At 51.0% G+C, this 13,882-nt stretch carries 13 protein-coding genes; 4 read left to right on the forward strand and 9 right to left on the reverse strand.

Annotated features, from left to right (window positions below; genetic code table 11):
- Positions 1-19 precede the first annotated feature (19 nt).
- The gene (locus CO251_RS05125; protein ID WP_146038989.1) at positions 20-469 is read left to right on the forward strand and encodes an amidase domain-containing protein; all 450 of its coding nucleotides are present in this window, start codon (positions 20-22) and stop codon (positions 467-469) included.
- A 35-nt stretch (positions 470-504) separates the two neighbouring features.
- Positions 505-1,104 carry a hypothetical protein gene (locus tag CO251_RS05130; RefSeq protein WP_146038990.1) on the forward strand — a complete coding sequence of 200 codons (600 nt, stop codon included), beginning with the start codon at positions 505-507 and terminating at the stop codon, positions 1,102-1,104.
- 546 nt (positions 1,105-1,650) lie between these two features.
- On the opposite strand, the gene CO251_RS17705 is transcribed toward CO251_RS05130, so the two are convergent.
- Complete coding sequence (locus CO251_RS17705) at positions 1,651-1,884, reverse strand: hypothetical protein (RefSeq protein ID WP_242968328.1); 234 nt, start codon at positions 1,882-1,884, stop codon at positions 1,651-1,653.
- A 749-nt stretch (positions 1,885-2,633) separates the two neighbouring features.
- On the opposite strand from CO251_RS17705, the gene CO251_RS05140 reads away from it, so the two are divergent.
- Entirely contained in the window at positions 2,634-3,611 is a 978-nt protein-coding gene (locus CO251_RS05140; RefSeq protein ID WP_103374735.1) for a hypothetical protein, read from the forward strand.
- Here CO251_RS05140 and CO251_RS05145 read toward each other — a convergent pair.
- From CO251_RS05145 to CO251_RS05180, 8 genes are all read right to left on the reverse strand, one after another.
- Positions 3,608-4,312 (reverse strand): ABC transporter ATP-binding protein, encoded by a 705-nt coding sequence (locus tag CO251_RS05145; protein WP_103374736.1) that lies wholly within the window; start codon positions 4,310-4,312, stop codon positions 3,608-3,610. The genes CO251_RS05140 and CO251_RS05145 overlap by 4 nt on opposite strands.
- 26 nt (positions 4,313-4,338) lie before the next feature.
- Positions 4,339-5,073 (reverse strand): ABC transporter ATP-binding protein, encoded by a 735-nt coding sequence (locus CO251_RS05150; protein ID WP_103374737.1) that lies wholly within the window; start codon positions 5,071-5,073, stop codon positions 4,339-4,341.
- Positions 5,063-6,007, reverse strand: a complete 945-nt coding sequence (locus CO251_RS05155) for a branched-chain amino acid ABC transporter permease (RefSeq protein ID WP_207654620.1) — start codon at positions 6,005-6,007, stop codon at positions 5,063-5,065. Before CO251_RS05155 ends, CO251_RS05150 begins: the two co-directional genes overlap by 11 nt.
- Positions 6,000-6,875: a branched-chain amino acid ABC transporter permease gene (locus tag CO251_RS05160; protein ID WP_103374738.1), complete on the reverse strand. Its 876-nt coding sequence runs from the start codon at positions 6,873-6,875 to the stop codon at positions 6,000-6,002. The genes CO251_RS05155 and CO251_RS05160 overlap by 8 nt, the downstream gene beginning before the upstream one ends.
- A 52-nt stretch (positions 6,876-6,927) precedes the next feature.
- Positions 6,928-8,160, reverse strand: coding sequence for an ABC transporter substrate-binding protein (locus CO251_RS05165; protein WP_103374739.1), 1,233 nt, complete (start codon positions 8,158-8,160; stop codon positions 6,928-6,930).
- A gap of 192 nt (positions 8,161-8,352) precedes the next feature.
- On the reverse strand, positions 8,353-9,813 hold the full coding sequence (locus CO251_RS05170) for an NADP-dependent glyceraldehyde-3-phosphate dehydrogenase (RefSeq protein ID WP_103374740.1): 1,461 nt from the start codon (positions 9,811-9,813) through the stop codon (positions 8,353-8,355).
- Positions 9,814-10,208: 395 nt separating this feature from the next.
- Positions 10,209-10,685 (reverse strand): universal stress protein, encoded by a 477-nt coding sequence (locus tag CO251_RS05175; protein ID WP_158246193.1) that lies wholly within the window; start codon positions 10,683-10,685, stop codon positions 10,209-10,211.
- 92 nt (positions 10,686-10,777) lie between these two features.
- Positions 10,778-11,419: a pyridoxamine 5'-phosphate oxidase family protein gene (locus CO251_RS05180; RefSeq protein ID WP_103374742.1), complete on the reverse strand. Its 642-nt coding sequence runs from the start codon at positions 11,417-11,419 to the stop codon at positions 10,778-10,780.
- A 382-nt stretch (positions 11,420-11,801) separates the two neighbouring features.
- Between CO251_RS05180 and CO251_RS05185 the strand changes: the two genes are divergently transcribed.
- A complete protein-coding gene (locus tag CO251_RS05185; protein ID WP_103374743.1) occupies positions 11,802-13,856 on the forward strand; it encodes a S9 family peptidase in 2,055 nt (684 codons plus the stop codon).
- Positions 13,857-13,882: the final 26 nt, after the last annotated feature.

A 13,882-nucleotide genomic window follows, 5' to 3' on the forward strand; every position in this document is an offset into this window, starting at 1 on the left:
GCGTTATTGGACCACCGCCGTGCGGTGGTACTTGTCGCCAACTTCGTATCTCAAAGTCTTTATGCAGGGGAATTGTCAGAAACAATTTATTACGATACTCACACCGGAGAACCAGAAACAACGTCTAATAATTCAATATGCCTATTCATGGACTGTAGCTGATGACCTTTATCAAAGATTAACCCAATATGGCTACGGTAATCTTTATGGCACGGCACCAGGAACCGATGTCAATTCATCAAGCGGTATCTATAAGGGCGATGTGCTGTTTTTTAATTGGGGCCAGGGATTAGGTATTAGTCACGCAGCAATTCAGACCGGCTATGGTACCGATCCTGACAGTGGCTTTGTTGGAAATTACGTTGATGAAAATACAAATAATCGATACCATGCATTTTGGTCTCTATATCCGTATAATAGTCAGGCTAGTACCACAACTATTTTTTTGGTCACTATCGATGCCTCTTAATATACAGAAATAAGGAAAAGAATGAAGGAGGTGCTATGATGATTATTCATCCATGGAAATTGGTAAAAAATCATAAATGGTCATTTCTAGCCGCCGCTGTTCTCATGAGTATCATGAGTACGATTATCTTGAACAAACTACGGGCTGATTCGACTAATAGCAATAGCAACCAAATTGCAGAAAAAATTGCTGAAGCGATTAGTGCTCCCGGAGGAGTAATCCCTCTAACATCCGTACCACTCGGAACAGCGCTTTCGCTGTCTCAAAAAAATAGTCTTTTACAAAATCAAGAGACGGTATTATCCAATGTCTTTAGGCCACAAAGTCCCTTGTTTGATACCGACTTAGCGGGGTATCAAACAGCTTTGACCAATGTTGCTACTGAACGGCGGACACAGGATATTGTCACATCTCTCGACTTAACGTCCCTTACCATAAAAAACGGATTAGCGACAGCAACATGGCAAGCCCAACTTTCTTTTACCAGTCAATGGCGAAATTCCACGACCGCCTCATGGTCACAACCTTATAAGGCGATAAATGGATTATATGGAACAACTACTTTGGAAGAAATTAATGGACAATGGTTGATATCCAATCAAGTGAGCAACTTTCTTCCAGGAGAGGGCCCTTAAGGTCCCTATTATCCCGAACATTGCTTCAAAAGGATGTTCGAGTTATAGTGACCAAAATTTACTGACTAGCACTAGATCGGGGGTATTCTCGGCTTTGACACTTCGGCACTGCCTCTCAGGTAGCTCGGAGGCACTTGTCCTTAAGCAAGTTTTACTAGAGTTTTGACCCAGTCATCCATGGAACTAAATCTCTACGAATCTCTGATGTTCCTAAGCGTGGCAGACTCAACTTGGGTAAGTTTGACTAAAACCCCGAGGCGTCAATAATGGTGTTTACGACGCGATTTCTGGCACTGGCTGTTTTCTTACTCAGTGAGTCGTTGGTGCGGGCTAATCGGATCACGGGGTGACATAGCGTGCACAGTATATCCTATTGAAGAGTTTTTTCCGCTGTCGCCAATTTCAGTCCATGCGTGGCGAGTCCACAGCTGTTTGTAACGCAGATCCCAGAGAGTCAATGGGCCTCAATTATGGCGGAACAGGAGGAATCGACGCCAAAACAGCGGCCCGACGGGCCGTTCAGGAATTTCGATGATTGGGTGGGGTTCACGACCCCACCAGGCGGCGCGCCCGCTGAGATCGCCGCTGCCGTATCCGTCCGAGCGCCATCGCCAACATGACGACGAGGGCTAAACCACAGCGGAGGTGCATTTTCTTGAATCCCCGAATGGTATACCATTCGAACCCAAACGCAAACGATACATCCAACCGACTGTTCACCTGTTCCACCGCCGTGCGATGGGCATACTCATGCTTCCATTGATAACTGGCCCGGTCCATGGGCGTAAAAATCCGCCGATCAGTCTGTAAGGGAATGCGCAGGCCCTGAGCGACGGGACAGTGGTCTTGACCCTCGCAGGACGCGCCCGCAAAGCGGGCGGGACACCGTTTTTGAGACGTTGGCGCCCGGCTTCGAATCCGCCGTTACTCATGGTGTGCACCTGACCCGAGACCGGATCGTGACAAAACACCTCTTGAGAAGGGTCATAGAATCCTGACGAACACTTTCTGAGTCCGCCCCTGTGTCAGGTGTACCCATCTGACAGTCTCATTTGGGTACACCCAGTTGAGACGGATTTCCAGAGACGGATTGTCGTCGTTTCCAACGTATCGTATGCTTGACTCATTAATCATATTGAAAACCGGAGCGAAAACCCCATCATTTACGGGTATGCTCGGGTGAGTTCGCCTACGCAAAGTCTGGGCACGCAGGTCCGTCAATTGCGACGCCTGCCAGAAGAGCGATCCCTCACACCGCGCACGCAGTTTGCGGGGCTTCTAGACTCCTGCCCCCCTAAAGCTGTCGTAGTCCCGCCCAGCGGTGACCCGCTCTATTTTCCCAGTTTACTCTCTGGCAGCAGCGACCTCCAACCAACGCATTCCCAAGCCTTTACCATCCCCATATCTGCGCGGCAGCCCCACGTAGCCAAGAAATCCGTGAAAACATAAATGGCTTCGTTAGGGACAGACCCGTCGCGGGCATAATAACTAGGAGGAACGGGATACGGATATCGGGGAAGGGATAGCGATTGAGGCCATCATGGCAATCCTTAGAGACCATTATTCATGAAGCCGTCGCAGACTTGGGCGAACGCATCATCATTCATCGTCATCAAGCGTTTTCGACAATGACGTGGGTCGTAGTCTGGACGCGGGATGACAATCCCTATAGCCACCAGCATGAAGTATGGCCCCCTTTATGGCGGATCCGTGCAGGTACCTCATGGGCGCTGTGGGAAGCCCAAACCGCTTCGACGCCGGTCCACTGGACCTTAAAATATGACAAGGATACATGGACGGAAGTAGGACAGAACGAGGGCAATATCATGCATAAAGCTCAGCAAGCGTTCCTGGGCTTTCTAGGCCGTATTCCCCCGCCGACGGCTCGGTCTGTAAGGCATTCTCCATGTGCTCTTAAGATCCGTGAATGGATCTGGCAAGGCCTGTTATGGACAACGCCCTTCTTGTTCTGGAGAACGACACGACTGATAGCCTTAGGTATGGTCATCGCAACCACTGCGGTGGTTAGTCTTTCTTATGTGCTTGATATTCGGCAGCAGTTTCGCTCTCGCATCCATGTGCCGCCTGTGCCGCGTGCCTATAGTCCCGTGGCATGCCTAACCAAACCGTCGTGCGCGATTGCACACTGGGAGATCACCGATCCCGATGCGCCCTCGCATCGCCTCTTTCAGCATTTACAAAATTGGCTCGTAGAGGAAGAGCTGCCCTTTGAACTTCACGCACGGCGCACGGATTTATGGCGCCTAAGCGCGCAAGCGGGAGCGTCTCCGTCGGTCCCTAGCTTCTTATCCATCACCCTCGTCAGCTCAGGGTATGCCATTCATTGGTATTACGATGTCTATGATTGGGATGGCAACTATGTCCCCTTAGTCCAAGATGCGCTGATCTGGTCGGGTTCTTGCTGGCTATATCACGACGTGCCCCTAGAAGACAGTTTTTTGCCTCTACTACGAAAAAAACTGGCGCCTCACGCGCCAGTTCCTTAAGTCAATCCAAAATACGCGGCTTTAATATGAGTGTCCGCATCAAGCTCTTCCGGCGATCCATCAAAGTGCACACGACCATTGTCCAAGACGTAAACATGGTCAGCACCCTGTAAAAACTTAATATTTTGTTCGGCAATAAGAAAAGCGGGTCCCGTACGGCGGTAGGTTTCTAACAACCCCAACAGTTCATTCACCATCACAGGAGCCAATCCGGATGACGGCTCGTCCATCAATATTAACCGGGGTTGACCCATCAACGCTTTAGCAAATCCTAAAATTTTTCGTTGACCGCCACTGAGGCTTCCTGCCGCTTGCTTGCGGCGCGCCTTCAGCAAGGGCAATTGTTGATAAATCCGATCCAATTGTTGCCGTGATTGGGAGCCGGAAAGATAATACGCACCCAGTTTAAGATTTTCTTCAATACTCAATGTCGCAATGACACCAATTTCGGATAAGAAGGCCATGCCAGCGCGAACACGCCGACTCGTGGGCCAATGCACCACATCATCACCGCCGAACTTAACATGCCCCTGCCAAGCGGGTAATAAGCCGACAACCGTTTTAAGCAATGTGGTTTTGCCCGCTCCATTGGCACCCAGCAGAACCACTTGTTGACCCTGATCCACCACAAACGTAATGTCGGATAGCACTTGCAAGGTCCCGTAGCCACCGCTTAACGCTGCCACCTCGAGTATGGCCATGTATGCTTCCCCCTTCTCGCCATCACCTATTGCACGGAGCTAACGTCCACCGCGTCGTTACCGAGGTAAACCGCCGACACAATAGGGTCTTGTGCGGCTAAGGCCAACGACCCTTCAAAAATTTCCTTGCCTGCATTCATCACAATCACCCGGTCCGTCAATTGATTGACAAACCCTAAATGATGCTCGACAACGATGAGCGCCATTGCCCGATCCGCCAAATGCCGCAAGCTGTCCGCCATTTGGTGTAGTTCGTGGGGGCCAAGACCCGCCGCCAATTCGTCCACGAGCACCAACTCGGGCCCTGTCGTTAAGGCCCGGGCTAAATCCAACAGCTTCTGTTGACTGCTATTGAGGCTCTGCGCTAACCGATCCGCAGCATCCGCTAAGCCGGTAAACTCCAGAACTTCCCGCGGAGTCATCGCTCCGGGCCGGGCAAAATGATGCGCGAGTTCAACATTTTCCGCCACCGTCAAGGTTTTAAATGGCTTAGGAATTTGAAACGTCCGATTAATCCCGTGCCGTGCACGCCGATGCATAGGCCAGTTCGTGATGGTGCGGCCCTGATATTGCACAAGCCCGCCATCCGGACGATAGAGTCCTGAAATGACGTTGATAAGGGTTGTTTTACCGGAGCCATTGGGCCCCACCAACCCTAGAATTTCCCCTGGCGCAACTTGAAGGCTCACGCCATCTAAGGCCTTAAATCCGCCAAAGGTCTTCACAATTTTATCGACGAGTAATAGGGGTTCACGGGACATAGTTTCCCCTCCGTTGCAAGAGTGAGACCACTCCGCCAGGCAAAAACAATACCAACAGCACAATGAGCAGTCCATAAATCAATTCGAAATATTGGGGGTCGGAGATCCCAATCGCGTTATAGAGCCCGTACAAGACGACCGACCCCAAAATAGGGCCAATCGCGGTGCCGCCTCCCCCGAATAACGTAAACACAATGGCTAGGATGCTGATGCTGAGATCAAACACGGTACTGGGGTAAAACACAGACAAATGCCAGCCAAAAATTGCGCCCGTCAACCCGGCGATGACTGCGCTGACAATCCAAATTATGGTGCGCGTGCGCACGACTGCAATGCCCGCCATCTCAGCGCTCACGGGATCTTCACGGATGGCCATGAGGGCACGGCCAAACGCGGTATTTTTGATGACGATGACAATGATCGTGGTCACAATCAACAACACGACCATGGCAATGTAACTCGTTTCAGGATGATAGCTTTGCACTAATGATTCCCCATACGGCCCATTCGTGAGATGCACGAGGGCCGGATTGGCGACCACATTATACAAAACCTCAGACGCGGCAAGACTGCTAATAGCAAAATAGGCCCCCGATAGACGCAATAGCGGAGACAGAATCAATGCCACAATGACGGAAAACAAGGCACCCACAATGAGTGCCACCAGGCCCGGAAGATGAAAGATCTCAATGCCCATGGCCATGCCATACGCCCCAATGCCGAAAAAACCGACATAACCAAACGGCAAATAGCCTGTAAACCCATATAATAAGTTCACACCTTGGGCCAAAACCATAAAGGCCATCATTTGAAAAATCACCGCTTGATTAGCGTAAACCATGGGGGCCACAGAAAATGCTGCCAGTAAGACAACCGGGATGGCGACATTCGTGCCCATATGAGACCGCCGACTCACGAGCTTCGGACTAAGCATTGCGCACCCCCCTGCCTAACAGCCCCGAGGGTTTGACCAACACAATAATCAACAGCAGAAGATACGGCACAAGATTAGACCACGATGAAAAATACGTTTGCATCAGCATGACCGAAATGCCGTAGACTAAGCCCCCAAGAACCGAACCCAAGGGATTACCTAGAGAACCAATCACCACAATGGCAAACGCAATGGTGGTCAGCCCCAATCCCGTAGACGGGTCGATGCTGCCAATCATAAAGGGACTCATCACCCCCGCCATCGCAGCCAAACCAATCCCCACTGCAAAAATAATGGCAGAAGTTTGCGCTACCGGCAATCCGCTCGCCATCGCTTCGTCGCGGTTGCCCATAACGGCTCGCGCCGCATACCCAATGCGGGTATAGTATAAAAACCCATACGTGACGCCAATCATAATCAAACTCACAAGTGCGGTGATTACCCATGCCATTTGATAATTCTGGCCCAAAAAATGAAGGGGGGCGGATCCCATAATGGCTAACGGCAACGAACGCGGATTGTTGCCAAATCCAATCACATCAAGCGCCTCAATAATTTGTGATAACCCAAAGAATAGAATCAACGAGAGCATTTCCGGATCCTTCGACTTGGTTAGTCGGGGAATTAAAGGAAAGTACAACACGTACGCCACCACAACAAATAGAACCAACGCTAAGATTAGACTCATCAATGGATTGACATGGGCAGATGCGTACGCCACGACGGCTAGGTACCCACCAAGAACCACAAAATCGCCATGCGCTAAGTTCACCACCTGCATCACACCAAAGATCAAATTGAGCCCCAGGGCCATAAATCCAAAAAAGACGCCAAATAAGATACCGGCAATAAGACTGTATTCGAGCATTCGCCCCTCCTATGAATGGCCCCTGGCACGTAAACCAGGGGCATAAAATGCGTTATGAAAGCGGGGTCATCAATTGGACGGATACTTGACCTTGGGCGTTGGCAGAAATTTTTCCAACGGGCAAGGTTTCTCCGGTTTGGGCACCCTCGGAGTTAATTTGGAACTTGCCATCTAATGTTTCAATCGTGCCCGAAAAACGGGACACGGCGTGACGCAACGACAACTGACTCAGACTATTAGCGGTTTGCAGCGTTTTCTGGATGATAAGACCCGTGTTGTAACCAGCAATGTTCAAGAAGTTGGCATTGTCCCCCGTCGCCTTCTTGAACGCGGCAATAAATTGGCTGGAATCCATCCCGTAGTTGACGTGTGCATGAGAAATCAACGGCGGAGCGGGATACGTGTATGTTCCATTAATCGCTGAAGGCCCAACACTACTCGTAAATAGCGACGGCAGTTGTCCGGGGAAGACCGTAAATACCATCTTATACTGGCTTCCGCTGGCCTTGAGCGCTTGAAGGAATGAGACATCATTATTCGGATATCCGAACTCGATGACGGCCTGAGGTTTGGTCTGCGCGATGTTATTCAGCAACACCGAGTAACTTGAGGTGCTTGTCGGAACCCCCGAGTTATAGACGGGCGTGATCCCCGCCGCCTTCAATTTGGTCACCAGGGTCTGATCCTGAGACTGGTCAAAGTCATTGGTATCATACAAAATCGCAATCCGCGAATAATGCTTACCAATCAAATATTGCGCTAAGGAATCGGGCCATAACCCTGAGTTAGGCAAGGATGTCAAAACAATATAGGGGTTATTGGGCGTAAAAAAGGTGGTACCTGTCCCACTTTGGTCGAACAGCACCATTTTGTTTTCTTCAGCCACAGGCACCGCCACAGATGTCAGCACCGAACCAAAGTCCGCCACCAATATGTTGACGTGGTTAACCGAGATTAATTGCGAATACAAACTCGTAGCCGTTGTCGCTGAACTTTGATCATTATAGGCCACAATTTTAATGGGCACTTTCTTATTCAGGGCTTTGACAAACACCCCGCCCGCCTTGTTCACCTGATTGGCCCAAAACTTCAATCCATCATATTCTGGGAGCGATGACGTTGCAAACGATCCACTCCCCGCATATAAGGTCCCGATCGTGATTTGGGAAACATTTTTCGCCGGAGGTACCGACGTCGTAGATGACGTGCCACAGCCCGCCAATGTGGCGCCAAGCAAAGCTGCTGATAAGCTAAATAACGCCATCGTTTGCTTGCGTTTACGCATAGAAGAATCCTCCCAAAAGGATTTATTTGTGTGAATACTGCATACTACTGAATAATACCCTAAAATAAGTCGATACGGTACAACCTTTATTTGCGTGAATATTCATTGCGATATTTGAGACAATTGCACAAAAACCTCTCCCGTTATCGGGAGAGGTTTTTCTGGCTGGTACAAATCTCCTTCGAAAGGCTCTTAGAGATTCAACACGGTTGACTTCAGTCGCGTCATAGCGAGTAAGGAGTAGCGCACGCCTTGGGCACCCATTCCCGAGGCTTTAGTGCCCACAAATGGAAAATGGTCCGGACCTCGCGAGGTTTTGCCGTTAATTTGAACGGTTCCCACGTCCAACTCTTCGGCCAATAAGAACGCTTGGGACACGTCTTGTGTAAAGATGGCGCCTTGCAGCCCGTACTCACTGGCGTTGGCTAACTCCACGCCTTCTTCCGCGTCATGAATTCGGATAATCGGCAACACCGGTCCAAAGGGTTCTTCCCAAGCTACCCGCATATCGCGCGTTACAAAATCCAGCACGACAGGATAAATCAAATTCCCCTCCCGCCGAAGTGGAGTCAATGCCACCGCCCCTTGCGCCACCGCTTCATGTATCATATCCCAAACAAAATCGGCGGCTTCATTTGAAATCAAAGGCGTCACCACACTATCCGCCTCTGGTGCCCCCACCGATAAAGTCATCACCTTTTGGGCCACGGCCGTAGCCAATTGATCCGCGATCTCCTCGACCACCAAAACCCGTTTGACTGCCGTACAGCGTTGGCCTGAATAAGAAAAGGCCCCGCTCACAATATTGTCTCGAGCCCGTTCAATATTGGCATCGGCGAGCACAATGGCGGCATCTTTCCCGCCCAGCTCGAGGAGCAAGGGGACCATAATGGCTTTGGACGCAATATGTTGGCCCGTCTGCGTCGAACCCGTGAAGTTAATCATATTGACGCGGGGATGGCTAATCAGATAATCGCCAATCACCCGTCCGGAACCTGTAATGGCGATGATGACGTTGTCTGGAATCCCCGCTTCGTAGGCCAATCGTGTGATATTCAGCCCCGCAATAGCGCCTTGTGTCGGCGGTTTCAAGACGACGACATTGCCCCCCATTAAAGCAGGCGCAATCTTCGTGACAGCCAGGTTGATGGGATAATTAAACGGAGGAATGGCCAAAACCACCCCTAGTGGTACGCGGCCAACAATACTGACTTTCTGTCGCGTTTGACCCGGAAACGCGTCTCCAAACAACGTTTCGCCTGCCAGTCGCAATCCTTCCTCGGCGGTGTAGTGGATGAAATCCGCCGAGCGCTGCACTTCGTCGAGAGAATCACGGTGGTTCTTGGCGATTTCTAACATCAGTAGTTCCGCTAGCTCCGCCCTGTTCGCTTCTAGCTTATCTGCCCATTGATGAAGCAGGTGAGCACGTTCGGTGAGAAGCATACGCTTCCAACTTTGAAAACCTTCTTGTAATCGTCCAATCGCCTGGTCAACTTCTTCTCGCGAAAAGGCATGCACCTTGCCAATAATTTGACCGTGAACAGGACCATAGACGGCCACATGTTCTCCGCTCTGACACGATGTCCACCCCTGTGGTCCTAACTGTACACAATCATCGGCACTGTTAGGAATAAATACTGATGTATTTGCCATACTGCCTCCTCCATAAAACGCATCTGCTGTGGGATTTTATGCTTGTGACTTCAGAGGCTGCCTGTCCTCAGCGGGTTTCATCACGAGAGGAAAAACGAGGAAATTTGCTATCAGTCCTCAGACACCTTGCAGTCGATAAGGTTATGCTACCATAAAACCTTCCCTAAAACTTCAATAATCTGTAGCAATTGTCTGTTTAATATTAGAACCTTATAACCTTCCCAATCCTGCAAATCGTGCCGTAGATGGGCCCAAGGCGATATATTCTCATACATCGTGAATTCGCACCGCGTACTACCTGAGGGGCTCGACTCGCCCACCTGCCGAAAGAGACCGCACGGTTTCGCCACCAAAGCATGACTCGCGCTATGTCGTATGAGGACATGCGGCCTCCTTTAACGCGCTGTAGGGCTAGGCACTATCAGGACAGGTAACGTGCTGTGAGTGGTTAACCAGTGCGGTACACTGCCCAGGAAATTTTCCTTAACGGGAGACCCCTGATGACGCCCAACACAAATGGCCTCCGCGTGGTGCTCACGTGCCCACGCCTCAAGCATGGCAGCAATGCTCCCATGTTGTCCTGGCATCAGGCTTAAAACGTGATGGCGTACAACAATCCCGGGCGCATGCGGCATCTGCACCAACTGGGTAAACGCCGCGTGAGCTGCGCTATCCCACTGCTTTTCAAAAAAATCAGGGTCATGAGGCAAAGCCCCCCCTAAATCAGCACGGGCTTCGTCCCGGTAGAAGGTCTTCACCGTCTTGATGTCAATAGCCCATAATGTCCCGCTTGCATCCAATATGCGGTAAGCAGCAGCTGCCGCCGCAAAACTCCCATCCGACCCATCGAATCCGACAACCACTGAGTGCATCAACATGCCCCCCGTCTTAGTCACACGCTGAATTTAGTCGCAACATTCCGGCATTCTCAAAGAACCACCAGCGCCATGGGCTCAGGAGCGCATCATTTGGCGGGCAAATACGGCGGGGCCGTGATGTCTGGCGACTGTTGAGGGTCTTGTACACACTCTACAGCCAATTGCTTCATATTTACCACGCCTGCCCAAAATGGCAAGCTCAAGTCGGACACATCATCAAGAGGCGGGCCTGAGCGAATTTTTGCTGAAGCTTCCGTTAACGGCATTCCAAAGACGCGCGTGGTTTTGATTTCCACGTCCGTTGGTCTACGGCAATCATTCCATCGCCCCGGCATGACATGCTCGACCATGGCCTCCAACACCGAGGTTTTGTGCCGAACATCGGTGACTTCATACGGCGTGCCCATAACCACCACCGACCGGTAGTTAAGCGAATGATTATACGCAGAGCGCGCGAGGACGAGCCCATCTAAGAGGGTGACTGATAAGGTCGCATGGGCCTCTTCCTTTAGATCTTTAAAAATCCCCGCAGCGACAGCTCCGTGGAAATATACTTGGTCTTCGATACGCACGTGCAACGTCGGCAAGACCACCGGCACACCGTCCCGAATTACGGCGATATGACAATACAGGGCTTCATCCATAATACTGTAGATGGTGTTAAAATCGTAATGCCCGCGCTCCGAGTGCCTATGTACGCGGATGCGTGACGAAATGTTTGGGTCCATGTGTGCTCTCCTTAATATCAGTGATGGTCTGTGATGAGCTACAAGCGGTTTGGTGCTTTCTTTTTATGCCACCTCACCCCCAAAACACCTTATTTCGCACAAGGCAAACAACCAGCGAAGAGGCATTACGTCTCCATAATACAAGATCCAAAGAGCTCTCAGATAGCTTACGTGTCCCTTTCTGGCGTGCATCCGTGGGGCATTATGACCGCTTATACCACAAGAGGTACGACACGGGCGTCTTCCGGCGTCTTCGTGGCAAGAAATTTTGCCAAACACCTGGGTCGGGGAGGAATGAGAAGGCATTAGCGCGAACTACAAAGATGTCACATCATAACTACATACGCTAACAACACGACGTTCTATGGCTTAGGAGGCAACGATGATTCCACGCGCTGAAAAAATTCCCTATCTCCACATCCTTCACGGTGATGTGCGTGAAGACAATTATTATTGGTTGAAAGACCGCAATAATCCCGAGGTCATTCGTTATCTAGACGATGAAAATCGGTATTTCGAAGAAACCATGCAGCCGCTTCGAAGTCTTACAGACGCTCTCTATCAAGAGATGCTAGCCTATGTGCCCGAAGACGACGAGGAAGTCGCCGCCGCGCAACCACCCTACTACTATTATCGGCGCACGGCCAAGGGCCAGCAATATCCCATCTATGCGCGCAAGGCCGCACACCACCGGAAAGATCTCAGCACAGCCCACGAGCAAGTGCTGTTAGACATCAACGTACACGCCGCAGGTCAGACCTTTTACCACGTTAGCCTCATCCGGCTGAGTCCCGACCAACAATGGTTAGCCTATCTCGAAAATCGCGACGGTACAGACCGTTATACCTTACGCATTAAACATATCGACACCGAAACGTATTTGCCTGAAACCATTCCCAATGTTTTTCTCAGTCAAAGCGTGGAATGGGACGCGACGAATACGTACTTGTTTTATACGCTAGTTGATGCTTCGCAACGTCCTTACCGTCTCATGCGCCATCAGCGGGGCACAGACCCGGCCATGGATAGCTTAATTTACGAAGAACAGGACACCACTTTTTCGCTGGCATTGAAAAAAACGCGAGATGGCCGCTTTCTTCTTTTAACGTCACAAAATAAAGAGACCAGCGAGGTGCGGTGGCTCGATGCTAACCACCCGCTAGAACCATGGACCGTGTTCACACCGCGGCGCACGGGCCTCTTATACTCTATGGAACATTGGCACCATCAATTTGTCGTCCTCACTAATGACGGCGCCCCTAACTTCGCGGTCAAGGTCTGTGAAGACGAGTCTGCTGGATGGGACTCCTTGCGTGATCTCGTACCCGTGGATCCGACCGTCTACCTACAAGATGTTGTTCCGTTCGCGCATGCATTGATTCTGGAAGGACGTCAAGAGGGCCTGAGCCAAATCTGGATCTATTACCAAGACCAACGTCTCGAAAAACTGAAATGGCCGGAGAACCTCTATCATGTCGCATTAGGCCCTAACCGCAGCTATGAGACGGATGAAGTCTTGATAGACTATGAATCTTTTCTCACCCCGAAAACCACCTTGGGATTCAACCTGACGACTCAAACACGTACCGTGCTCCACAAACAGGTGGGAGGGCGCCCGTTTGAGTCCCATCACTATGAACAAAAACGGCTTTGGGCCCCCGCCATAGACGGTACGTCCATTCCTTTGTCCGTGGTATACCGCGTAGACGCGTTGTCACAAGGCCCGGCTCCCCTAATACTCTATGGCTACGGATCTTACGGAGTCAGTGTCGACCCGCATTTTGACCCTGCCCAAATCCCTTTGTTAGATCGCGGCATTGTGCTCGTCACGGCCCACGTCCGTGGAGGCGCCGAACTTGGACGCGCGTGGTATGAACAAGGGAAGCTCCAACATAAACGCAATACCTTTACCGACTTTATCGATGCCGCTCGGTATTTAATCAAGGAAGGCTACACGACGCCCCAAAAGCTTGCGGCACGCGGCCGCAGTGCGGGCGGTTTGCTGATGGGCGCAGTCGCCAATATGGCCCCCGATCTGTTTCAGGTCATCGTCCCCGGCGTGCCTTTCGTGGATGTCCTCACGACGATGCTTGATGCCAGTATCCCACTGACGACATTAGAATGGGACGAATGGGGCAATCCGGCCCATGTAGAAGACTACTGGTATATGAAATCTTACAGTCCTTATGATAACATCACCGCACAGGACTATCCCCATATGATGCTATTCACGGGACTAAATGATCCACGCGTCGGCTATTGGGAACCGGCCAAGTTTGTTGCCAAGCTGCGCGAGGTGAAAACCGATACCCACACTCTTGTGCTGCGCACGGCGATGGGAGCGGGCCACGCGGGGGCTTCGGGCCGCTACCAGCGCTTCGCTGAGCTTGCGCAGGAATTTGCGTTTATCTTGGATAAGATAGCCCCTAACCAATAAGCGGCTCCAAGGAGTGGATGCGACGG

The sequence above is a fragment of the Sulfobacillus sp. hq2 genome (genome assembly GCF_002903155.1).
Lineage (GTDB): Bacteria > Bacillota > Sulfobacillia > Sulfobacillales > Sulfobacillaceae > Sulfobacillus > Sulfobacillus thermotolerans.

Bases quoted from the DNA above. Each gene is read 5' to 3' on its own strand.
- CO251_RS05155 (WP_207654620.1), bottom strand. From the start codon at position 6,007: ATGCTTAGTCCGAAGCTCGTGAGTCGGCGGTCTCATATGGGCACGAAT.
- CO251_RS05160 (WP_103374738.1), bottom strand. From the start codon at position 6,875: ATGCTCGAATACAGTCTTATTGCCGGTATCTTATTTGGCGTCTTTTTT.
- CO251_RS05175 (WP_158246193.1), bottom strand. From the start codon at position 10,685: ATGCACTCAGTGGTTGTCGGATTCGATGGGTCGGATGGGAGTTTTGCG.
- CO251_RS05130 (WP_146038990.1), top strand. From the start codon at position 505: ATGATGATTATTCATCCATGGAAATTGGTAAAAAATCATAAATGGTCA.
- CO251_RS05170 (WP_103374740.1), bottom strand. From the start codon at position 9,813: ATGGCAAATACATCAGTATTTATTCCTAACAGTGCCGATGATTGTGTA.
- CO251_RS05165 (WP_103374739.1), bottom strand. From the start codon at position 8,160: ATGCGTAAACGCAAGCAAACGATGGCGTTATTTAGCTTATCAGCAGCT.
- CO251_RS05145 (WP_103374736.1), bottom strand. From the start codon at position 4,312: ATGGCCATACTCGAGGTGGCAGCGTTAAGCGGTGGCTACGGGACCTTG.
- CO251_RS05150 (WP_103374737.1), bottom strand. From the start codon at position 5,073: ATGTCCCGTGAACCCCTATTACTCGTCGATAAAATTGTGAAGACCTTT.
- CO251_RS05185 (WP_103374743.1), top strand. From the start codon at position 11,802: ATGATTCCACGCGCTGAAAAAATTCCCTATCTCCACATCCTTCACGGT.
- CO251_RS17705 (WP_242968328.1), bottom strand. From the start codon at position 1,884: ATGGACCGGGCCAGTTATCAATGGAAGCATGAGTATGCCCATCGCACG.
- CO251_RS05180 (WP_103374742.1), bottom strand. From the start codon at position 11,419: ATGGACCCAAACATTTCGTCACGCATCCGCGTACATAGGCACTCGGAG.